General features: G+C 42.6%; 19 protein-coding genes. 5 read left to right on the forward strand and 14 right to left on the reverse strand.

Annotated elements, in window-relative coordinates:
- Positions 1–213: 213 nt before the first annotated feature.
- From ABXZ32_RS10240 to ABXZ32_RS10255, 4 genes are all read right to left on the reverse strand, one after another.
- Positions 214–609, reverse strand: a complete 396-nt coding sequence (locus ABXZ32_RS10240; RefSeq protein WP_354618580.1) for a response regulator — start codon at positions 607–609, stop codon at positions 214–216.
- Positions 599–2,854: a PAS domain-containing protein gene (locus tag ABXZ32_RS10245; protein WP_354618581.1), complete on the reverse strand. Its 2,256-nt coding sequence runs from the start codon at positions 2,852–2,854 to the stop codon at positions 599–601. The genes ABXZ32_RS10240 and ABXZ32_RS10245 overlap by 11 nt, the downstream gene beginning before the upstream one ends.
- A gap of 492 nt (positions 2,855–3,346) precedes the next feature.
- Positions 3,347–4,651, reverse strand: a complete 1,305-nt coding sequence (locus ABXZ32_RS10250) for an NAD(P)/FAD-dependent oxidoreductase (RefSeq protein ID WP_354618582.1) — start codon at positions 4,649–4,651, stop codon at positions 3,347–3,349.
- Between the two features lie 160 nt (positions 4,652–4,811).
- Positions 4,812–5,018, reverse strand: a complete 207-nt coding sequence (locus ABXZ32_RS10255; RefSeq protein WP_354618583.1) for a YgaP family membrane protein — start codon at positions 5,016–5,018, stop codon at positions 4,812–4,814.
- 393 nt (positions 5,019–5,411) lie between these two features.
- Here ABXZ32_RS10255 and ABXZ32_RS10260 point away from each other — a divergent pair, with 393 nt between their 5' ends.
- Positions 5,412–6,173, forward strand: coding sequence for a hypothetical protein (locus ABXZ32_RS10260; RefSeq protein ID WP_354618584.1), 762 nt, complete (start codon positions 5,412–5,414; stop codon positions 6,171–6,173).
- Between the two features lie 190 nt (positions 6,174–6,363).
- Here the strand turns inward: ABXZ32_RS10260 and ABXZ32_RS10265 are convergent, their stop codons facing one another.
- Positions 6,364–6,942, reverse strand: a complete 579-nt coding sequence (locus ABXZ32_RS10265) for a hypothetical protein (protein ID WP_354618585.1) — start codon at positions 6,940–6,942, stop codon at positions 6,364–6,366.
- A 282-nt stretch (positions 6,943–7,224) separates the two neighbouring features.
- On the opposite strand from ABXZ32_RS10265, the gene ABXZ32_RS10270 reads away from it, so the two are divergent.
- Positions 7,225–7,506 carry a hypothetical protein gene (locus ABXZ32_RS10270; protein WP_354618586.1) on the forward strand — a complete coding sequence of 94 codons (282 nt, stop codon included), beginning with the start codon at positions 7,225–7,227 and terminating at the stop codon, positions 7,504–7,506.
- 266 nt (positions 7,507–7,772) lie between these two features.
- Positions 7,773–8,237: a YybH family protein gene (locus ABXZ32_RS10275; RefSeq protein ID WP_354618587.1), complete on the forward strand. Its 465-nt coding sequence runs from the start codon at positions 7,773–7,775 to the stop codon at positions 8,235–8,237.
- A gap of 428 nt (positions 8,238–8,665) precedes the next feature.
- On the opposite strand, the gene ABXZ32_RS10280 is transcribed toward ABXZ32_RS10275, so the two are convergent.
- From ABXZ32_RS10280 to ABXZ32_RS10320, 9 genes are all read right to left on the reverse strand, one after another.
- Positions 8,666–10,024: an NAD-dependent succinate-semialdehyde dehydrogenase gene (locus tag ABXZ32_RS10280; RefSeq protein WP_354618588.1), complete on the reverse strand. Its 1,359-nt coding sequence runs from the start codon at positions 10,022–10,024 to the stop codon at positions 8,666–8,668.
- Positions 10,025–10,133: 109 nt separating this feature from the next.
- Positions 10,134–11,393 (reverse strand): C45 family peptidase, encoded by a 1,260-nt coding sequence (locus ABXZ32_RS10285; protein ID WP_354618589.1) that lies wholly within the window; start codon positions 11,391–11,393, stop codon positions 10,134–10,136.
- A gap of 120 nt (positions 11,394–11,513) precedes the next feature.
- On the reverse strand, positions 11,514–13,076 hold the full coding sequence (locus ABXZ32_RS10290; RefSeq protein WP_354618590.1) for a biotin carboxylase: 1,563 nt from the start codon (positions 13,074–13,076) through the stop codon (positions 11,514–11,516).
- A 17-nt stretch (positions 13,077–13,093) separates the two neighbouring features.
- Positions 13,094–15,841, reverse strand: a complete 2,748-nt coding sequence (locus ABXZ32_RS10295; RefSeq protein WP_354618591.1) for an aminotransferase class I/II-fold pyridoxal phosphate-dependent enzyme — start codon at positions 15,839–15,841, stop codon at positions 13,094–13,096.
- 3 nt (positions 15,842–15,844) lie between these two features.
- On the reverse strand, positions 15,845–16,252 hold the full coding sequence (locus ABXZ32_RS10300; protein ID WP_354618592.1) for a VOC family protein: 408 nt from the start codon (positions 16,250–16,252) through the stop codon (positions 15,845–15,847).
- Positions 16,253–16,270: 18 nt separating this feature from the next.
- Positions 16,271–17,212, reverse strand: coding sequence for a carbon-nitrogen hydrolase family protein (locus tag ABXZ32_RS10305; RefSeq protein ID WP_354618593.1), 942 nt, complete (start codon positions 17,210–17,212; stop codon positions 16,271–16,273).
- Position 17,213: 1 nt separating this feature from the next.
- The gene (locus tag ABXZ32_RS10310) at positions 17,214–18,527 is read right to left on the reverse strand and encodes an aspartate aminotransferase family protein (protein WP_354618594.1); all 1,314 of its coding nucleotides are present in this window, start codon (positions 18,525–18,527) and stop codon (positions 17,214–17,216) included.
- Between the two features lie 103 nt (positions 18,528–18,630).
- The gene (locus tag ABXZ32_RS10315) at positions 18,631–19,038 is read right to left on the reverse strand and encodes a PepSY-like domain-containing protein (RefSeq protein ID WP_354618595.1); all 408 of its coding nucleotides are present in this window, start codon (positions 19,036–19,038) and stop codon (positions 18,631–18,633) included.
- A gap of 236 nt (positions 19,039–19,274) precedes the next feature.
- Positions 19,275–19,982 carry a Crp/Fnr family transcriptional regulator gene (locus ABXZ32_RS10320; RefSeq protein WP_354618596.1) on the reverse strand — a complete coding sequence of 236 codons (708 nt, stop codon included), beginning with the start codon at positions 19,980–19,982 and terminating at the stop codon, positions 19,275–19,277.
- A gap of 287 nt (positions 19,983–20,269) precedes the next feature.
- Between ABXZ32_RS10320 and ABXZ32_RS10325 the strand changes: the two genes are divergently transcribed.
- Together ABXZ32_RS10325 and ABXZ32_RS10330 are read left to right on the forward strand one after the other, a co-directional pair.
- Entirely contained in the window at positions 20,270–20,983 is a 714-nt protein-coding gene (locus ABXZ32_RS10325) for a hypothetical protein (protein WP_354618597.1), read from the forward strand.
- A complete protein-coding gene (locus tag ABXZ32_RS10330; protein ID WP_354618598.1) occupies positions 20,949–22,295 on the forward strand; it encodes a DGQHR domain-containing protein in 1,347 nt (448 codons plus the stop codon). Before ABXZ32_RS10325 ends, ABXZ32_RS10330 begins: the two co-directional genes overlap by 35 nt.
- Positions 22,296–22,396: the final 101 nt, after the last annotated feature.

Below are 22,396 nucleotides of genomic sequence, written 5' to 3' on the forward strand. Positions count from 1 at the left end.
CAGGATTATGGTTGCGGTATTGATAGTGATATTGATAGCCGTTATTTTTTGCTTGATATTGGCCGCCTTTGGTTTCTTTTAAACCACTAGGCTTGTTCCCTCGGCTTTAACACTGTACTACTTAACCAAATTAATTTTTATTTAGCACCCGTATCTATACGCTAACGGCTGATTTGCGTACCTCATATTTACGTTTTGGAGGGCGACCCAAAATTACCCCTGTTCCAAATATTCCAGGAGAACAGGAATAGCACCAACCTTATCTACGGTCAAGGGTTTTTGTTCAAAACTGATAATATTGTCATACTTTTTAGCCTTTTCCATATCCAAGATATCCACGGAAGAGGTCAATACAATAACCTTCATGTTACTTTCCAAGCCCTGCTCGTACACCGCATCCAAAAATTCCCATCCATCCATTATAGGCATGTTGATATCCAACAAGACCAAATAGGGCGTACCTTCTTTCCCGTTCCCTTTAAAATACTCAAGGGCATCGGAACCATTATCGAATTGCGTAATTAATTGGGAGGAATATTTTTTTAAGATCCGAAGATGCACATATTGTATGATCGGATCATCATCCACAAGAACAATCTTATTGGTCATTATTCAGTTGTTTGGTTTTCAATTCATTGGTGATCTGCGCAATATCCCTTGTTATCTGATCTATTTCATTGGAGGACTTACGAATCTCCTCCAACAAAAATTTATTCTCCCCCTCCATATTTTCCTCCGGATCCAACAATAAATTGGTAAGGCCCATCATCCGTACCAAGGGCGCCCTAAGTACATGGCTCTGCATCCAGGCAATCTTATTGAATTTAGAATTTTGGGATTCAATGGTCTTGATATGCTTGGTCAGTTCAGAGATATCAAAGGCCACTACCTGTCTACAGACACGTCCTTTAAAATTAATGGGATTGCTGTAGATACGGACATCAAATTCTTCCCCGTTGCTCTTACAGTGCCTAAATACCCCTTTATAAATCCGTTCGGAATTTGAACGCACATTCTCAATCTCCATCATCAATGGCTTAATCTCGCCCTCTGGCCTAATATCGGCAAGGGTGAGCTTCATAAACTCCCCTAGGCTATACCCATAACAATCTATGGCCGCGGAATTCACATCTAAAAATCGCAGGGTTTCAATATCATAGACCCAGGACGGTTGGGGCGAAAGATGAAATAGGTCGTTGTATTTTTTTTCGGATTCCTTCAGCTTCTCCAAGTATCTATTGGCCTCAGAAACATCCCTCATAGAACCCACCATACGGAAAGGACCCCCATTATCATTTCTTAGGATACTGGCTTTTTCGTGGATATCTATATAGGTGCCATCGCCCTTTAGAAAACGGTATTTCACCTCAAAATAATTCTGATCCGGATTTTTGAGCAACTCTTTTAATTCGTTCAATACCCTATGCACATCATCGGGGTGCATGTGATTGATCCTGGTCTGAAGCGTGACTTTCTCCTCCGGAAGTTCATGCCCAAACTGCTTCACATACCCAGAACCCCAGTACACATCTTCATTGATGATGTCCCAATCGTAAATTACTTCCTTGGTAAGGTCAATAATTCGCTGAAAACGTTCATTGGCAATTTTTGCCTTGAGCAGGTAGTTGTTTTTTTCTGTTATATCACAAAGGGCCCCGATCATACGAACGGCCTTCCCGTGGGCATCCCTGATGATAAAGGCCTTATCATTGACAGTAAGATATTCTCCGTTTGCTTTTCTAAATCGGTATTCCTCCTCCCAGTTTTCATTGTCCCCCAATAGGGAGTTATCAAAGCTGGTCTCTACCCGCACCCTATCTTCCGGATGGATGTTTTCTATCCACAGGGTCAAGCCTGCAACCGCATACTCTTCCGGTTCATGTCCATAATTTTCGAAAAAATTATCGTTCCAGTGCAAAGTTTCATTCTCCAGATCCAGATCCCAAATAGCATCTGAAGTAGCCTTGGACAGGTAGGTTAAACGCTGTAGCGCCCCTTCCAGATGTTTATAGTCCGTTTGCATTTGTGTGACATCCTCAATAGTACCCACCAATTGCAAGGGAACCCCTTTATTATCGCGTTTTACAGTATTGCCCGACTCCAGGAACCATTTCCAAGTGCCGTCTTTATGCCGTATTCTATAACTTACCTTGTAATTGCCAATAGTACCGTCCAAATAATCTTTCCATCTCCCTTTGAGCACCTCCAGATCTTCCTGGTGAATCATGGACTCCCATTTTAGCAAGGTCAAAGTATGTAACTCTTCCTCTTCATAACCCAGGAATGCAGCCCATTTGGCATCAACATATAAAATATCCTCCTCTAGATTACACGTCCAAAGGCTCAGTTTAGAGTTCTCAACAATATTTTTATTGATCTCTTTTTGCAGTTCAAGTTCCTTTTGCACAAAATTGAATACCTCCAAGGCCGGCTCCTCTTTCAATTCATCGGATACCTGTGAAACCACCGTGAGCAAGGCTTTTTCTTGATCGGAAGTGAACTCAAAGGGAGCATCGAAGATTAAACTCAACACCCCCAAAAATTTTCCTTCCAAGGAGGACAAGGGGCAACCTATAAAACCTGTAATAGCAACATCCCCCTTACCCCATTTTCCCGGATCGGGGCTATCTAGCTTTTGCACATTGGGTATGATGGTGATGTGGCTTGGGGAGTTTAACGTTTGGACCAGAAGTGGCTCCAAAAGACCTTTATCTTTAAGGGATAGGCTTTCCCCTGAAGCATGGTAGCTCTCCCTTTGATCCCCAGTTCTTGAGAGGACCACAGTAGATGCCCTACCAATATATTTGGCCAGATCCAGTAACGGCAGTATTTTTTCCAGCTGATTACTTTCCACGCTTGGGGATGGTTTTCTTGGAATTAAAAAAAATAGTCCTGTTCATTATCACCTATCACTATGTAAATACTACACCTTTTTGTTAATCACAAATGCCAGTTGTCATAAAATCAAAGCCTTATGAAATGGCACTATCCTTACAAGGTGTCTATAACACATAAGTAAGAAAATTATTATAAAATATCCAAGATTTGTAGGGCAAAATTAGGTTTTATTTCCGAATGATTGTCCATACTATGACGGATAATAGGCACAAAACGAAAGAGCGCCTTGAGCAACCGCAACAATCCAATCCAGAATCATAAAATCTACCCAAGAATTATTGAAATAGTATTTTCCTTTTTGGCGTACTTGGTCCTACATTAATAGCCCAGCATCCCAAGTGATAAAATACTACAGACCAATAAGGTCATATTTTAAAAATTTGTCGTAAAAAAAAGAAGATGAAACTTGTTATGTTTCATCTTCTTACCATGAATGGGGGAAATTTAATTATACGTTCTTGCCTTTCATCATTTTGTTCCAGTAGAGATATGGCAGCCCATATTTCTTCAGCATCCACAGTCTCCAATGCTCTTTGGCACTATCAAAAACAAGCATCTGCTTTAATTTGGGATCAGGGGTAAAGTTATTTTCATAATCAAACTCTGCCAACACCATTTTTCCATAATCAGTCACTAAAGGACAGGAGGAATACCCATTATAGGCTTTTGTCCCGATTTTGTTTTGTTTGATCAACAGGTCTATATTTTCCACCACAACGGGGGCTTGTTTTCTTACAGCCGCCCCTGTTTTTGCAGTAGGCAGGGAGGACACATCTCCCAAACTAAAAATATTTGGGTATTTGGTATGCTGCATGGTTTGTTTGTCCACATCCACCCATCCTGCCTCGTTCACCAAGGAAGATTCCCTTACAAACTTCGGAGCAACCGATGGCGGTGCCGTATGCAACATATCATAATGAATACCATAACGGATTCCTTCAATAGTCACTTTTACATCTTTGTAATTATACTGAAAAGTTTCATCCAATGGTTTCGCATCATCCCCTGACTTTACAACACAGGTTCCAGGCGCAATATCTTTGCCCAGTTCATACCAGGCAATCTGCTTTTCGCCATCTACCTCCACGAGTTTGTGATAAAACCTAAGATTGATATCCTTCCTATCTACCACCTTCAATAACGTATCGGCGATCCTTTTGATCCCAAATATTTTTGTCCCTGAGGTTGCAAAGACCACCTCCATATTTTTTCTAACCCCGGCTTTTCTAAAATAGCTTTCAGCCAAATACATGATTTTCTGTGGTGCGCCACCACATTTTATGGGCGTGGTTGGCTGTGTGAACAAAGCCGTCCCTCCCTTGAAATTTTTAATGACGTCCCAAGCGTGTTTGGAATCGGTATAGGTACTGCATACCACCCCTTTATCTATGGCGTCCCCCAATCCCGGCACCAAACTAAAATCGTAGGCCATTCCGGGAGCAACCACCAAATAATCATAGGTAACATCCCCTTTGCTTTCCGTATGAACCCGGTTATTATCCGGATCAAAACCAGTGGCCTTATCCTTTATCCAGGTAGCGCCCTTAGGTATGATGGATGCCATGGGTTTCGCTGTTTTGTCAAAGTCGTACGTACCGGCTGCCACCAAGGTCCAAGCCGGCTGGTAATAATGTGTATCAGATGGCTCGATAATAGCAATATCCTTTACTTTTTTCTGTCTCATAAGTTGTGAAGCTACCATAATGCCGGCCGTTCCCCCTCCAATAATCAGTACTTGATGATGTGATCCCATTCTAGGTATTTTGTTTAGTTGTACTTAAAGGTAGACCCTAAATTTCACTGGTACAGCAACAATAGTTACAAAGGGTATCCTTAACAGATATAAATTACAGAACACAACAAAGGGTATTGACCATGCCCATGTCAATACCCCTTATCAAACAATTCCATTTCTACTTTTTTGTCTTACAGGTATTAAGACCTACAATACTGTAAAGCGGACAAATGCTAACAAAACTGGTCAATACAAATATCCCCGCTAACGTCAGGAGTACATAGGCCAGTGTACCATCTATGATTTTCTGCCAATACAAGACACCGATCACAGCGGCAATAACAAATCGAATCATGCGGTCTGTGCCGCCCATATTTTTTTTCATGTTCTATAATTTAGTTGATTACATATTTTAGTCCTAACACAAAGGCGGTGATCAACCCCACACAAATAAGGCAAACCATAACTAACTTTAAAACCTTCCTTTGTTTCATGTTCAAAAATATATAACTCCCACAGAGAATTTACTGACCATTGTCATGAATTACCCAATTTGCAATCGCTCTTGGCTTTGGCCCCCTACCGTTTATTTTGATCATTCCTAATAAATGATTGGGTTTCCCCTTATGTGGCCCACACCCTGGGATATATACTAGATACCCTTCTTAACCGTTATACTTTCTTACGTAATTGATGTAGTTCAACGAAAAAAAGTAGGGTAAAACCAAACTCAGTTGTTTTACTATAATGTAAACCCAAATATTTAAAAATTACTACTATGAAACAATTAAATCAATGGCTCGGACTTGCACTACTTAGTGTATTCACCTTAATTTCCTGTTCTAAAGAAGAATCCGGATCGGGTTCTGGGAAACTGGCGTTGAGCGCAAAAAGCACAACTTCAGCATCAACCTCCTCCAAAGCAGGGACCACCTCCAAAAGTGTGGCAGAAGGTATTGAGATCACCGACTTCGTCATCAACCTTGTGGAATTTGAACTGGAAATAGACGTGGAAGAGCTGGAAATGGAAGATGATCAGAACGAAGATTGGGATGACGATGGTTACTTTGATTTCGAAGATGAAATTGAATTGGAAGGCCCCTTCACCCTAGACCTAATGGCGGGACAGATCAGCTTTCTGAATGTTACCGTTCCTAATGGCCGTTATGAGGAATTGGAGTTCAAGATCAACAAAAGCAAGGATGTCAACAGTGAGATTTTTGATAAATCGGTACTGATCAAAGGCTTCGTAAACGATGTTCCTTTTATTTTCTGGCATGATTTCATGGATGAAATAGAGATCGATTTTGAGGATCCTACAGTGGATGTTACAATTTCCAATAACACCGAAAACTTGGTGATCGACTTTAACCTATCCCTTTTGTTCAATTCCGTTAGCGGGATCGACCTCAGTGGGGCCACGGATGGCAACAACGATGGCATTATAGAGATTTCTCCCCGTGATGAAGACGGCAACAACGATCTTGCACAGATCATACGCAATAAGATGAAGGACATCATCGACCTATTGGAAGATTAATCCTGGAGAATATGATATATATAAAAACCTGGCTTGACTGCCGGGTTTTTATATGGCAACGCATGCTGTACCACCTAACCCTTAGATAACACAAAAAAAGCCTTCCGTTTCCGGAAGGCTTTTTGTATTGTACTGGTGTAGAGGAACATATCTTACACCCTAGGCCGCCAAAATGAGCGACTTCTCGTCCTTAAATTTTAATGCGTTTGTGCTCCATACTGTGCACCAACTGGGTCACAAACCATTTGAAGCTTTTGAATAATTGCTTTGTTTTCAGCAAGAACTGTGGCAAGGCGTAAGGCTCAAAATCGAACCTCAGGATTACCTCTTTGGCTTCGTCCCCGTGTATTTGAAGTCCGCCTTCGATCTCAAAATCGAGGCTATCAAAACGGGATACAGGTTTTGAACTGCGATCGCTGTATACAAAACTGTTTCCTGCCTTCTCCAGATAGAACCTAAAGGATGTGTATTCCCCAGGGTTCAGCTCCAGTGCGCTTTTGGACCTCAAAAAATGCCCTGTATGTAACCCTTTGATGGTCAAATTGGCCAAGGATGGGAAATCCTCAATAAAATGTTCCTTGCCAGCTTTATCTGTAGCAGACAATTTGATGATGTTAAGGGTCATTTCAGAAACTCCTTGCTTTGTGGCCATGTTATTTTTGAGCACCAAATCCTTGATTCTCTTTCCTTCTGCATTCCATTGGTCAACCATATCAAATGAATATGGGATCGTTTGATATATACTTGGATAAAATTTTACTTTCGTCATGATTGTATAGTTTTAAAAATTATACACTGCAAAGTTCCGACAGAATAACCCTTCAAAACTCCGCTCCCTTTTCCACTTTCTATGCTGTATTACCTTTTTAAGATAATATTAAGGAAGTATTATGTTAATATATCACAAAACCAGATAGTTATGGGTGATGTCATTGCGAGGTAAGCGCGGTAGAACAAACCGTCATTGCGAGCGGAACGGAGTTGAGCGTGGCAATCTCTTCAATGGAACACGAAAGAACAAACTGTCATTGCGAGCGGAACGGAGTGGAGCGTGGCAATCTCACCAATGGAACACACAAAGAACAGATTGCTTCACTGCGTTCGCAATGACGGTGGGGAAGATTGCTTCACTGCGTTCGCAATGACAGTCGCCAAGGGTCATTGCGAGCGGACCGCAGGGGAGCGTGGCAATCTTACCAATGGAACACAAGAAGGGCAGATTGCCACGGCTAAAACGCCTCGCAATGACGGCAGTGAAAAACAGATTGCTTCGGCCAAAACGCCTCGTAATGACGGTAGGGAAAAAGTCGGATCCTTTTTAGAGCAGGTTTAATATGACTCATTAAAACTACAGACCCAACCCACAAAATCTATATCGCTGTATTACTGTCACTTACACCCCTTAGTTACACAATCCGTCATCTTTTTATAACAAGTGGTAAAGCAATAACGACCGATTATACAAAATAGAATAGGTTCCTTACGAAAAGGGAGGAATGACCTGATTTATGAATTATCTTAGAGTATGAAAATCAACACTTTACGGGTGTTTATCAATGGTAAATTGCAATCATATTTCTAACCTTAAAACTATAGATCATGAAAAAATTCTCACTTGTATTCATTTTGCTCCTAATTATTTCTTGCGCCCAAGAACAAGAAAAGGTCGACACTGAAAAAGAAGAACAAGCACTGATGGAACTCAGCAGGGAATGGTCCAAAGTTGCGGCGACGGATGATATTGATAAGATTGTCAGTTATTGGTCAGATGATGCCATATTTATGATCTCTGGCCAGCCCACCCTAACAGGAAAACAAAGTATAAGGGATATGGTTGAAGAGATGTTCAACACTCCTGGTTTTACCATCAAGTGGGAACCCATAAGTGCCTCCGTCTCTGAAAGTGGGGATATGGCCTATCTGATAGAAAAAAATACAATGACCGTAAACGACTCCCTTGGAAATCCCATGACCAGTACCAGTAGGATTGTTTCTATTTGGAAAAAGAATGAAAATGGGGATTGGAAAAATGTGGTAGAGGTTGACGCTGCGGATCCGGAATAGACCAAACCGTCATTGCAAGCGGACCGCAGGGGAGCGCGGCAATCTCAACAATGGAACACACAAAGAACAGATTGCTTCACTGCGTTCGCAATGACGGTAGATTCAAGGGTCATTGCGAGCGAAACAGAGGGGAGCGCGGCAATCTTACCAATGGAACACGGAACGAACAGATTGCTTCACTGCGTTCGCAATGACGGAATTAAACTGTCATTGCGAGCGAACCGCAGGGGAGTGCGGCAATCTCAATAATGGAACCCGGAAAAGACAGATTGCTTCGGCCTAAAGGCCTCGCAATGACGGCAGGGAAAAACAGATTGCTTCCCTGCGTTCGCAATGACGGTGGGAACCAACAACGGACAGATTGCCACGGCCAAAAGGCCTCGCAATGACGGTGGGGATTCGCAATGACGGATTACCACAGCAATCTTTTAATGCTTCACATAAACCGTTTTTCTATTGACAAACTCCATCATCCCATCTTTGGCCAATTCCCGTCCGTAGCCTGAGTTTTTGGTGCCTCCAAAGGGCAATCTGGGATCAGATTTCACCAGTTCGTTCACAAAATACGCCCCATCACTAACTTTATGGGCATGTTGTAAGGCCAGGTCGGTGTTTTTGGTACAAACCGTTACCCCTAGCCCATATTTCGAATTTTCCGAAAGTTCAAAAGCGTGGTCTATATCCTTGGCCCTTATCATCGCGGCCAAAGGTCCAAAGGTCTCCTGGTCAAAAGCGGCCATTCCCGGCACTACCTCCCCCAAAATGGTGGGTTCGTGGTAACATCCGTTCTGATTGCCCCCTAATAACAGTTTCGCACCCTGCGCCACCGATTCCTTCACCTGGGCGTTCAATTGGTCGGCGAGATCTCGTCGCGCTAGCGGTCCTATGGTGGTATTGGCTTCCATCGGATCCCCATCTTTCAACTGCTTTGCCGCCTCGGTGAATTTCTGTACGAATTCATCATAAATGCCATCCATTAAAATAAAGCGCTTGGCCGCAATACAACTTTGCCCGCAATTCATCATCCGTGCCGTTACCGCAATTTTTACGCTCTGATCAATATCCGCATCGTCCCAGACGATAAAAGCATTGTTGCCCCCTAGTTCCAGCACCGTTTTCTTTATATAGCGCCCCGCCAATTCTGCCACGGCCGATCCTGCCCTTTCACTCCCCGTTAGGGTTACCGCTCTTACGGCATCGTGGGCAATGATTTTCTCGGTTTGGTCATGGTGCACAATCAGGTTCTGAAACACATATTCTGGATACCCTGCCCTAGTGAAAACCTCCTCTATTTGTTTGGCACAACCAAAGACATTGGGGGCGTGTTTTAGCAACCCTGTATTGCCCGCGGTCAACGTAGGTGCAGCATACCTGAACACCTGCCAAAAAGGAAAGTTCCAGGGCATAATGGCCAGAACAGCACCAATGGAGTCATGTCGCACAAAACTTTTTTCAGCATCGGTACTTATGGTTTCGTCAGCAAGAAAGTCCGACGCATTATCGGCATAATAATCGCACACCCATGCGCACTTATTGACTTCCCCCTTAGCTTCCGAAAGGGGTTTCCCCATTTCCAAGCTGATCATCTTTGCATATTCCTCCACATTATCGCGCAAAACCGCTCCTGCTTTTTTGAGCAATCCACAGCGCTCTGCAAGGGGTACCTTTTTCCAGGCCTCATGGGCGATCTTGCTTTTATTGAGTTTTTCCTCCAGTTCTTGTTCTGTAATAGATGTGTATGCTCCTACTTCCTGCCCATTGTAAGGGTTTATGCTTTTAAATTCCATATGTTATTAATTATAGGGTTCTACCCCTATTATTGATGATAGTTCTGTATGTATATAAACTGATTTTTTCAATTCAGTTAAATCTCACTTAAGGGGTTTCCTTGACTCTTTAATTCTTCCAATGGTCCCAATACCTACTCCCTACTTTTGCCCAGTAATCCGCTAATATTTCCCAAGAAATCTCACCTCTATGTACCAAACGATCACTCAGGGTCTGTAATTTTTCTCTTTCCCTGAATGGCGCAGCATGATCCATAGTATTCACAAGGGATGCTGCAACAGTTTCCTGCCAATCGGCATGTAAAGTACCATATGTCAGAGATTCCTGGGGCCATACTCCAGAGGTTTCCGGTGAAGCATTCATCAAGGTATCACTATTCTTTAGAACTTTCGCGGGTTCCCCAAACTGAATCAATTTGTGTGCCTCCGTAAAATTGTCGAACGACTGGTACATGACTTCATTGGGCCAACGCAGTTGCATGGTTCCTGCCACAGGTTGATAAGAACTGGTATACAACGTTCCAAAACCTTCACTGAAAAGTGTATTATAAAGGGGTCTTCTCAAGAATGCATCGGCCAAAGTTTTTGCATCCAAACCCTTTTGGGCCAAGAGATCGTTTAAAAATGCCGAACGCTCAAGGGTTTTGTTGAAAGTGGCGTTTTCAGGCCAATCTACCTGTATTTGGTGATTGGTGGCAAAGGCTGCATCAGTCACCAACGGTGTGCGATCCGGGGACAATAGCACGGTCTTAAATATACCCCTGCGGTCTACTACGGTTACGTTGTAGGCCATGTGCGAGGGAATACGGATCAATGCTGCAACTGCCTCTTCCACAGTATCGCAAAATTCAAGGACGTAACGCAAAATAAAGGGTATGCCAAAACCTTCCCCCACTACCTTTCGTCCGCCGAAGGTAAGTGAAATGGCCAGGCCACTCTCGTTCATCCCATCTACTGCCCCTATGAGACAATCGCTGGTTGCCATCACCTTTTTACCATTCCAGGAGCTCAGCAAAAGGGTCCCTTCAAATAGGTCCGGATGATAATCATAGTTCCTTACCAAGTGCACTTCATTTTCAACCAGCACAGCCTGTGAACATGCCGAAATATAGGCCGGCGGCTGAAAGCCTGTAAGAAATCGGGCCGCTACCACATCGGCATTGACCAGGTAACACAGCCTTTCGTATGTCGGGACCATTTCGGGCATATATTTTCTCAAAGCAGCCTGTGAAGTGGCCAAATCTGGAACAGAAGCTGCCCCTTTGGAGGTCAACCAGGAATGATAGGCTGGCCAATATGAATCAAATAAATTTTTGAATTTAGCACCAGGCTCCCCTAGTTCTGAAATAGCATTAAATTGTAATTGCATATTCTATGATAGATTAATTCTCCAATACAAAGAAATAAGGTCTATACAAAATTAACCTAAAGCCTTGAAGACTTGAGATTTATTATAGACCCATTCCCTTATAATAATTAATGCTAAACGTTATTTGGTCAAACTTCCGGTGAGTGCCAAAGGTTCTCTCTTATCTTCTGTAATTTGTGAAACATATTTTCCACGGATCGCTTTTATCCAAGCTTTTGCACGGTCGTTCAATTGAAAATCATCGGTCATCATACGGCCTCTTGACACCAAGATGCCCATATCTGCCCCTTCGTACAAATAATTCCCTTCCTTGGCAATATGCAGGAAAAATGCCTCGTTTTCTGACTCTACGGCCCTTCTATGGGTATCCATCCTGTCAAATTGTATATGCCCATTATCGAACATTTTCCAAATTCCCGATGGTGGGGCTTCGGATATATATTCAATGGTATCCTCGGTATGCTTGATGATCAATTGGCTCCATCCATCTATATTCTCCTGACGGGCCCATCTTTCGTTCAAATGTTCCACATCCAATTCATAATCCACATTCATCCATTCCAGGATATGGAATACAAAAAGTGGCGCATCTGCCAGAGCAAAAACTGCGTGGTTGGTAATGGAACTCGCACCTGTTACCCTAGGGTTCAATTCGCCAAGATAGATTTCTCCGTTGTCTTGATCGATTAGGAAATCCAGTTCAAAATAACCTTTATACCCTTCTTTTCGTAATTGGTCCCCAAAGAGTTGGGTATATTTTGTTGCCTTTTCCCGAATTTCTGGCGTAAAGGCATTTGGATAAATTTCATTACCGCACCATCCGCCTTTGTAAGGGGTCATTTCTTTAAACCCTACAAGCTCGGTCATCAAAGGGGCTACAATGGTCCCGTGCTTTGTCACACAGGCTTCAATAGCAGAACCTTTGCAGTTGATCCGCTTCATTATTTTTACTTCCTTTTCCTTTACAATTTCCTCTTCGTACTTTTTAAATTCTTCCTCATTGGAGATAAAAAAGGTGGTATGCCCAGAATCCCCAAATGGGGTTTGGATCACCAGATCAGTACCCAAAACCTTGGAAACTTCATTTAGGTGTGCATAATCCTTTACACGGGAAAGTACATAAGGGACACAAGCCACGCCTGCCTTTTCGGCAATTCGGTTTGTATTCACCTTGTTGTCCATGAAGGTCCTCATCTTGGCACTAGGGAACATAATTTCCAGTCCCAACTTTTTTGCCAGTTTCTCCGTCTTTTCATCAAACATAAGAAACATGGCCTTGCCGGCCGACTTCCCTTTTTTTCTAGTCGTCAGATAATCTTGGACCTCTGGATGTTGCAAGAGGTAGTTATTGATATCTTCTATACTCGTGAACTCGTCATGTGGTATTTCTTCCTTAGGGGAAAATACATTGGGGTGCTGCCCGTCAAAACATTCAATATGACAGATAAACTTAAAACCCTTGATCCACTCATCGGCCCCAAGCATATTAAAATTGGTGGCACTTATAAAATAAAGAGGCGTCTTATTTTTATGAAAAAATCGTCTTATATCGGATACCCCCTTAAGAACGGGCTTGGCAGCCACTTTCTTTACCGGAGTTGCAGCCGCTTTTTTAGCTGGGGTTGCTTTTTTGGCAACGGGCTTGGCGACTTTCTTTACTGTTGTTGTTTTCTTAGTTGTCATTTAAAATATTTTAATAGTTAGATTAGTTGCTTTTTCTTCTTTCCCATGGCCATTCCGCCGATGGATGTCGTAATCATATGTCTGTCCAGCACCTTTTCCTTAAATACCCTAAGTCCCAAATCGGATCGGTATCCGTGGATCTCGCTCACATCGAGCACCGTAAGAAAATTGATGATTTCCTCGCTCACTACCTGCCCTGGCACCAGTACGGGAAACCCGGGAGGGTAAGGAATTACAAAGGTGGAGGCTACCAGTTTTCTGCCTTTTGCCATGATCGACAAGACGTCGTTCAAGGGAACATATTCATAATTTTCTTCATCATAGGCCAAGAAATAGGCTTCCCTCAAATTACCTCCAGGGACACCAGGGACAGCCTGAAAGGAGTGATGGAAATAACTGAAATCTGGCAATGGCGGCACCTCTTGGGTCAAGGAATAAATACGTTTGTCCCGTATTTCCTTTTCCTTGTCGCTCAAGGATTTTACCTCATCGTCCAATTCATCCGCAATTTTCAATAGCGCATTGGTCAAATAGGTGATACTTCCTCTGGTGGTCCCTATGTTCGTCATGAAAAGCACCGTGTTCCTGGAGGTCTTGTTGATCTGGATATTGAATTTATCCATTAAATATTTGTTCTTGAAGGTATCCCCATCAACCCCTGTTTTTCCTATGTACAGAGTAATCTTGGTAGGGTCCAGCACAAATTCGTCCTTCTCCCATGCCTCTTCCATACGGTTCCACCCTTCATTTTTGGTATAGTATTCCTTGAGGCCTGTTTGTCGGTATTTATCCGGAATAAAATCTTGCACCGTCAGTACATCAAAGTATTTGCTCAACTGGGGATTATCATTGATCTTGGCCCTTAATACCATGGCCAGTTCAATACTCTTTTCCACCAGTTCAAAGCCTTCAAGCTGCACCTGTCGTCTCCCGATATCCAAGGAGGCCAACATCTGGTAATTGGGGGAGGTAGAGGTATGGGTCATATAGGCTTCGAGAAAGGTATTCTCGGTTTTGCGACGGAAATCCTCATCAAAAATATGGATCATGGAGCCCTGTCTAAAACTGCTCAAGGTCTTATGGGTACTCTGGGTGGCATAGACCCTTATCTTCACCTTATCGGGATCGGGCAATAAAGATTGTTCTCCCTCCTTTAAGCCTTTGATATGCTCCTTGTACTTCGCCCTATATTTTTCACTGCCGTATCTATCACAAAGCTTTTTAGCGGTATACATCCCCGTACGTTGCTTATAGTTATTGGCGAACCCTGCAAAGGCAAACCAGGCTTCATCCCATAAAAAGACCATATCCGGTTTTATAGCGAGCACTTGTTCCATCACCCGCTCCACATTATAAACAAGGCCATCAAACGTACAATTGGTCAGTAGCAACATCTTTACATTGTCCAACCTTCCCGCATCCTTTAATTGTAGCAATTTGGTCTTGATCTGCTCCAAGGGCACCGCCCCGTACATGGAATATTCTTCTATGGGGTAGGAATCCAGATACACGGGATAAGCGCCTGCCAAAACCAGACCGTAGTGGTGCGACTTATGGCAATCCCTGTCGATAAGCACTACATCCTGTGGTTTTACCAAGGCCTGCATCACAATTTTATTGGCGGTAGATGTTCCGTTCGTCACAAAATAGGTGTATTGGGAACCATAGGCATCACGTGCCATCTCCTGGGCCTTTTTTATAGGTCCCGTGGGCTGCAAGAGGGAATCCAGCCCCCCTGTGGTGGCCGAAGTTTCCGCCAAAAACATATTCCGACCATAAAAATCCCCGAAATCGTTGATCCATCTGGACTTGAAGACCGAATTCCCACGTGAGATGGGCATGGCATGAAAGACCCCTGTGGGTTTCTGGCTATATTCTACCAAGGCCGAAAAGAAGGGGGTGTTGTACCGCTCCGCAATTCCGCGCATAATGGTAAGATGCAGCTCCTGTATGTCCTCTGTTTGATAAAATATTCGTCTAAACCCCTTAATAGTGCTGTCCTTGAGATGTCCCAAAGCCGTATCGGTCACATAATAGGTATCCAACTCTGGGCGGTACTTCTTGATCAGTTCTCCCATGAGGGGACCCAGTTCGGTTTCCGGTTTCGATGAAAAATCGAGCTTGGTCACCTTTTCAATATAGGGCATGATAATTGGCGTGATCTTCTTTGAAAGATAGGGCGGCGCATAACGCACCACTACCGCCTGGATGTTGTGGTTGAACAGAAGGGCAATCATCACATCCTGAAAAGAACGCTGCACCACCACGCCATAGGTAAACTTGTCGTTGGGGGTCCGTAGGGCCCTTAGGCTATGCCTTAATTTACCCTCTTCCTGTTCGGAAATATCATCCACGAACAAGACCTCAAAATGGTTTTTGCGAACACTGACATGTTGATCGTGCTCTTCGGCAGATTCCATGCTCTGCTCATCAAAATCTATAAAGTCAGGGTTACTTCTATAGCTGTCCCCCACCAATTGTTTTGTGGTTTCTGCCACCATATGGCTCAAGGAGTCGTGCTCCTGACTGTTAAAGGCATTTAGGAGTTTGCGCATCCGCCCTTTTCCGGGGGAAGCAAAATAGCACTCCACCCCTTTCAGGTCCGTCAGCAATGCCTCGACCTTTTCCTTATGGTTTTTTTCGTTGGCGGACCCCTTCTGGCATCGGCCGAGCTCTGCCGTTTCGATTTTCAGTTTGTTCCAATAATCCACACGGAGTTGCCCGATGTTGTAATATGGTGCTCTTTTAGTTTTGTTCTTGGTCACGGTCTAGTTGTTTGAATGTAAAGCGAGTTTGTTTCCTTGGCAATCGATGAAAATGGCAAAGTACCCCGCATCTTCGCTGATCAGGGTCTTGGGCATCACGATGCGTCCGCCTGCCTCTTCCACCTTGTTGAGCACAACGCCCAGATCATCACCTCCGTTCAAATAGAGCAGCGGGCCCGTATCACTGGGAACTGACCCAGGGCCGGCAATGATAGCCCCACCAATGCCCTTGGTCGCAGGAAAAAAAGCCATGGCATTCACCTCCGTTACGTTTTGGGCCATTTCTATCCCGAAAATATGGTTGTAAAAATTCACAGCCTGCGTAAAATCGATCGCGGGAATTTCGAACCAACTCACATAATTTTTAATTGTCGCTTCCTTTTTCTTTTTACCAGTTGGAATTCCACCCATATTCGTTTGTTTTTAGATTTATAGTATGCCGTCCCCTTTGTAGTGGATGGGCGATGCTTGTTGATTCAATTCATTTTCCTTGATTTTCAATTCCGCGAGGGTATCGAGTCGCGTGGGCTTGATCAGCGGCCCCAGAGAATCCAGATAGGGCGTGGGCAGGTTGGGCTGGTAAATACCAAATTGACCCGTATGGATATGGTCCCTAAAACTCTTTAGGGGTTGTCCCAGACGTAAAATTCCCAATTCCCGACTCCTTCTGGCCCTTTCAATATCCAGTTCAAGCGGAATGATTTCCTCGGTCCCTTCAGACTGGTGCAGGATGCGGCCATCTGGCCCACAAACGATTGATCGTCCACAGCCTCCGGTATCCAGACCGTTCACATCAAACAAATAGCATTGGTTCACGGAGGCCATCGCCCTCACGATGGACAGTTCAATCTCCCGATCGATGGTGCCCGACATGGTAGGGTGCAAAATAACCTCTGCGCCCATCACCGCCAACGTACGTATGGTTTCTGGAAACCACATATCGTAACAGATAGATACGCCAAAACGTCCCACCTCAGGGACATCAAACACACAGTAATCCTTTCCTGGGGTTACTCCGGTCTCGTATGGATAAAACGGAAACATTTTCCTGTAGCGGGTCACGATTTCCCCTTCAGGGTTGATTACCGTGGCCGTATTGTAAATCTCGTCCCCACTTTTTTCGAAAATAGATCCTGGGAGCAACCAGATCCCATATTTCTTTGCCATGGCCTGCATTTCGGCCTCAAAGTTATTGGGGATCGGCTGTGCCGTATGTGTCAATGGCCCGTAGGCGCATAGTTCACTGAACATCACCATTTCTATCCATGGGTAAAGGTTCATCGTAATATCAAGTTTCAGCTTCATCATTTCCACATTGGAAGCGACCGCCGATACCTTCATCTGTATTCCTGCAATTGCGAATGGTTTCATTTTATTTTTTTCTAGCTTTTCTTATTTCGTTTTCAAAAATGGTCATCCCTTTGTCCAATTGTTCCGGGGTGATGACCAAGGGCGATAGTATTCTGATAATATTTTTATGGGTCCCGGCACTCAGCATGATCAGGCCGTTGTCCGAACAGCCCTTTACAATTTTGGCACAGATCTCTGCATCGGGTTGATTGGGATCGCCGTTTTTGACGAATTCGATGCCGATCATGGCACCAATTCCCCTCACATCCCCAATTTCGGGACACTCTTTCATTAAATTTTCCAAACGGGTCATGATGGTTGCCCCTACTTCCAAAGCTTTGGCATTGAGGTTTATCTCCTTCATGTATTTAATGGTGGCCAATGCCGCCACACTACAAATAGGACTCCCTATATAGGTACCCCCGATAGATCCTGCTGCTGCTGCGTCCATAATATCGGCACGGCCCACAACGGCTGCAATGGGTAGGCCAGAGCCCATAGATTTGGCATATGTGCTTAAATCCGGTTGCACCCCGTAATGCTGCCAACTGGCCCAATGGCCTGTTCTACAGAAACCACTTTGCACCTCATCCATAATAAGTAGGATGCCATGCTCATCACAAAAGGCACGCAGCCCCTCCAAATATTTTTGTGGAACGGGATTAAATCCGCCTTCCCCTTGGATAGGTTCCAAAATAATGGCCGCCACGCTTTTTATATCCACTAAGTTAAGGGCACTCTCATGCAGTCTTTTCAGTTCATCCTTTACAAAGGTGGCCTCATCCCGTTCCCCACTATAGCGGTACACATTAGGAAAGGGCAGTCTGTACACTTCTGGGGCAAAAGGACCACAGTCGTACTTATAGGTCACCTTGCTCGTCAAGGTCATCGCCATCATGGTACGCCCGTGATAGGCATCTGAAAAGCAGATCACTGCAGGCCTCTTGGTGGCCTGTCTTGCAATTTTTATGGCGTTCTCCACAGCTTCTGCACCCGTACTTACCAGCATGGCTTTGGTCTGCTCGCCGTGAGGCAGAATATTGATGAGTTCCTCACACAGTTCAATGTAGGGCTCATAGGTGACTACGTTAAAACTGGTATGTAAATATTTTCCTGCCTGTTCCCGGATGGCGGCAACAACGGGTTCCGGGCAATGTCCGGCATTTACTACCCCGATGCCCCCGGCAAAATCTATGAGTTCGCGCCCATCGGCATCAATAATTATAGCCCCTTTGGCTTCTGATACCGTAGCGGTATTGAATACACCCACACCATTGGCCACGGCATTCTTTCTTCGGTCTAGGAGGGCCTGGGATTTTGTCAATTCTTCTATCATGTTGAAATTTTCCTTTTTATTAGAGTTGATCGGTTACGCTATGTTGTAACCGGATATATGTATTTTGGTATTGGGGCAAGCTTTAGCTGTGAAAGCTGAATAGCTACATGAGCAGCCTCCCTACAATGTTGCCCGTAAGATCAAAGAGCAGTTTAATAGTAGCGGAACCTTCTGTTGAACTCATCTCGTAATGACTCCTATTTGGAGTTTGCACGTGGTAGATTTGTTTGTGGTCTTTCTTGGTATATTTTTCCTGTAGCGACAGTTGCAACTGGTCTGGAAGATTCTGCAAGGGCATGGCCGTTACCGTTTCTAGCCATTGGCCATCTCTGTTGAACAAGGCCGTGCATTTTTTCTTATTCAGGGTGAAGCTCACCTGCCATTTTAAAAGACCAACTTGATGCCATACAAGGTCTGTGGCTCTGGGAAATTGAGAGCTAAACGCAACAAATACAAAAGGGCTCACCTGGGACTTTTTATTTCTGAAGATCCGCAAAAGTGATAATGCCATAAGAGGGTTGTATTTTAGCTAGAGTACACGTGGTAGTTCCAGCAGATAATTCCAAAATCCAAAAAAAAGTGATAGCTCTTTGTAGAAGTTGCTTGCACATAGGGCCACCTTGGCCTACCTGTCTGTTCTAAAGATAGGGATTTAAAGCTTGATAAACAGGTACCTAGGTACCACTTTGGGATAATTGTTTAAAATAGGCAGGAAAGAAGAAGGGATTTTTGGTAGATATGTACCCCTTAAGGAAGGTGCTTTTCTTCGGCGATGGCCAGGAGGACTTCCAAATTTTTCACATTTATTTTTCTACGGCTCACGGAGATGGCCCCTACCCGTTTGAGTTCCTGGATATGCCGGCTCACCACAGATCTGGTAGTGCCAATAAGACCTGCGATCTCGTCATTGGGCAGGTTGTTGATCAGTTCCAGTTTACGGGTTTCCCCATTGATGTTTTTGAGGAGGAGGGCGGCAAGGCGCACTAGGGTACTGTGCAGGGTCACATCGGTGGCAATATTCATCAGCTGTTGCATCCGTTCCCCTAAGTAGGATATGATGGCCTTGTGCATTACGGGATATTCATTGATCCACAACCGCATTTGGTCCATGGGTATTTTTAGGACCTCCAGAGTGTCCAGGGCTTCCCAGTACACATCATTGGGTTCGGTATCCAGGAGCGAAAGCACATCAAAGACATCCCCTTTGGACAATACAAAGACCGTGTGCTCCCTTCCCGTATCGGGATTGGATTTGTAGACTTTTAGCCTGCCAGAAACAATAAAATGAAAGGTGGTGGCCACGTCCATGCTGTTTCTAAACGTCTTGGCCCGCCATTGTTCAGCTGTCATCTGGGAAAGAAGCTGGTCGAGGGCCTCTGCTTTGGAATCCTTTAAAAAGGAGGATTGTTGCAGGGCTTGTATATATCTTGGATAATCGTTGTGGTCCGAGGTCATAGATTGGAATAATTTTAAAGATATCAAAATTAGTTGAAAAGTGTATCCAGGAAGGGTATTTGGGATGATTAAACAATGGAACCCCTAAGAATGAAATGGTTGGAAATGCAAATCATTCTTCTCCTTTTGATCCAGGAGTACCCTATTCCGAACCATTCATACATCTCCCCCATTTAGCATGTAAGAAAATTCGTTTCGTTGCGTTTATATACTATATTAGGGGATTGAAGTTAATAGGTATATTTTAGCAAAACGTTGGCAGCCAGGAAAAAAAAACTAAATAATTAATGAAAGGATATAATTTACTATTAAATACAATTGCAGCAGTAGTTATCGGACTATCTGTAATAGGTTTAATTCTGATAACGATAAAGTCTCTTAACGTTGAAGAACCGATAACCAAAACAATATTAATTGAATACCACGGAATAAAAACAGATTCGATTAATGAACAGAATAAGTTAGAGATAATTAAGTTTGATTCTCTTTTAAAAGAAATAAAAGAAACTTCTAATAAAATTCAAAATCGACAGCTTGATTTAATCCAAGAAAAGGAAAACAATAATTTCTTTAATAAACTTTATGCAGCAATAGTCGCCATAATATTGGCTATTGCAGGCTTCTTTGGGTTTAAATCAACAAATGATATCAGATCAAGAGCAGTGGAGGAGGCTAAAATAGAATCTACTAGAATTGCAAAAGAAATTGCAGAACAATCTGCAAAAGAAGAATTTAAAACAATATTTGACGAAGAATATAGAGGGGAAGTCTTTGAACAAGCTACAAAAGCAAGTTCAGAAGTATTAAGAAAGGAAGTGGGAGAATTGGAAAATACTATTTTCAAATTAACTAAGAGAATTGATAAATTAGAAACTTCGAAAGAAAAACCAACTGAATCAGAACCAACAAGCTCGGATGAATCAATTAATAGTGATTCAGATGACAACGGAACAGACAATGGTATTAATGAAACAGAAAACCCTTTTGATAATGAACAATAAAACTAAAGAAATAAAGGGAATTTTGGTTAATCAATTAACCTCTAAACCTATTGGAATTAGCGCTATTGATTTTCCGACATTGCGCAATATAGTTAAGTTCACCGCTCGTGAACCTCAAAATTATGATCCTTTTGTTCCAACAAAAAGTGTGGAGCGGATTGAGAATGACGTTAAAAATTCCTATTATCAAAGACTAACCAATGACAAAAGAGTTAATAATATTTATAGATTTTTATTAAAGGAAATATCCAATATTCATTCTTCAAAAACAAATGCTTTAGGTTCATTTCCAACATCAGTAATTATTTCACTTGATTTAAATCAGGAATTCGACACAAAAAAAGAATATGTGGAATTTATTAAATCTGCCATACAAGAAGATTATATAGGTGCTTTTTATAGGGAAATTGAAGAAAATGAGTTTGAATTAACTATTCCAGACGGAAAGTTTGCCCTAATAGTTGATGGCCAACATAGAATAATGGGAATGATCAAGCTATTTATAGATGCTTCTAATAATGAAATTAAAATAGGCAGAAATAAATTAAATGATGAATATCCCTATTTAACCAATCAACATGTTTTAGATTATATAAAACAATTTGAGTTTAATTGTACTCTTTTATTAGGTTTCGACAAATGGGAACAAGGAAAGGTGTTTGCAGATGTTAATTTTAATCAAAAACCTGTAAACAAGTCTTTATACTACGATATTTTCGGTTCATATCCTGATCCTAATAAAAATGATATTTTCTTGTCTCATATGCTTGCTATGCACCTTAACAATAATAAAGATTCAGTAATTCGAGGTTTTATTAAAATGTTAGGTTCGGGCAAAGGCTTTTTCTCACAAGCATTTTTTGTAGAGGCCATTCTTAATCATTTTAGACCTAAGGGTATTTGGGCATCTTTGCCTATGGATTATTTAAATGATGGAAGCGATTATAAAATACTGCCTAAATTTTTTAAATCTTACTTTAAAGCGATCAAAGAAGTTTTCAATCCCTATTGGCCAAAAGATGATCAAGATAGCTCACGAAAATATCCTAACATTTTAAGTAAAACGACAGGGATGGGAGCATTAATTAAACTAATTGATCCTATATATAGAAAACTAAAGCTAAACACAGATTTTAATTCCATATCGGCTGAAGAGCTTACTATATTATTAAAATCTGAATTAGTTAAAGCAAAAGACAAGGGTTATGATTTCTTCTCGAAAGAGGGAGATTTTTCAGGCTCAGGAAGTTTAGGTTTACAGAATAAATTATATATAGCTTTAGGAAAGGAATTGGGCTATATTAAAAAATAAATTCCAGCTGCCAACAATTTATATAAAAAATAGCTAATATGGGCTTTTCCAAAGGTTTTTGTGTATTTGCGAAAACCGCCAAATTTTCAAATTTGGTTTTT

The organism is Sediminicola luteus (assembly GCF_040566555.1).
Taxonomy (GTDB): Bacteria; Bacteroidota; Bacteroidia; order Flavobacteriales; family Flavobacteriaceae; genus Sediminicola.

Bases quoted from the DNA above. Each gene is read 5' to 3' on its own strand.
- ABXZ32_RS10240 (WP_354618580.1), bottom strand. From the start codon at position 609: ATGACCAATAAGATTGTTCTTGTGGATGATGATCCGATCATACAATAT.
- ABXZ32_RS10250 (WP_354618582.1), bottom strand. From the start codon at position 4,651: ATGGGATCACATCATCAAGTACTGATTATTGGAGGGGGAACGGCCGGC.
- ABXZ32_RS10255 (WP_354618583.1), bottom strand. From the start codon at position 5,018: ATGAAAAAAAATATGGGCGGCACAGACCGCATGATTCGATTTGTTATT.
- ABXZ32_RS10260 (WP_354618584.1), top strand. From the start codon at position 5,412: ATGAAACAATTAAATCAATGGCTCGGACTTGCACTACTTAGTGTATTC.
- ABXZ32_RS10265 (WP_354618585.1), bottom strand. From the start codon at position 6,942: ATGACGAAAGTAAAATTTTATCCAAGTATATATCAAACGATCCCATAT.
- ABXZ32_RS10275 (WP_354618587.1), top strand. From the start codon at position 7,773: ATGAAAAAATTCTCACTTGTATTCATTTTGCTCCTAATTATTTCTTGC.
- ABXZ32_RS10280 (WP_354618588.1), bottom strand. From the start codon at position 10,024: ATGGAATTTAAAAGCATAAACCCTTACAATGGGCAGGAAGTAGGAGCA.
- ABXZ32_RS10285 (WP_354618589.1), bottom strand. From the start codon at position 11,393: ATGCAATTACAATTTAATGCTATTTCAGAACTAGGGGAGCCTGGTGCT.
- ABXZ32_RS10290 (WP_354618590.1), bottom strand. From the start codon at position 13,076: ATGACAACTAAGAAAACAACAACAGTAAAGAAAGTCGCCAAGCCCGTT.
- ABXZ32_RS10300 (WP_354618592.1), bottom strand. From the start codon at position 16,252: ATGGGTGGAATTCCAACTGGTAAAAAGAAAAAGGAAGCGACAATTAAA.
- ABXZ32_RS10305 (WP_354618593.1), bottom strand. From the start codon at position 17,212: ATGAAACCATTCGCAATTGCAGGAATACAGATGAAGGTATCGGCGGTC.
- ABXZ32_RS10310 (WP_354618594.1), bottom strand. From the start codon at position 18,527: ATGATAGAAGAATTGACAAAATCCCAGGCCCTCCTAGACCGAAGAAAG.
- ABXZ32_RS10315 (WP_354618595.1), bottom strand. From the start codon at position 19,038: ATGGCATTATCACTTTTGCGGATCTTCAGAAATAAAAAGTCCCAGGTG.
- ABXZ32_RS10320 (WP_354618596.1), bottom strand. From the start codon at position 19,982: ATGACCTCGGACCACAACGATTATCCAAGATATATACAAGCCCTGCAA.
- ABXZ32_RS10325 (WP_354618597.1), top strand. From the start codon at position 20,270: ATGAAAGGATATAATTTACTATTAAATACAATTGCAGCAGTAGTTATC.
- ABXZ32_RS10330 (WP_354618598.1), top strand. From the start codon at position 20,949: ATGAAACAGAAAACCCTTTTGATAATGAACAATAAAACTAAAGAAATA.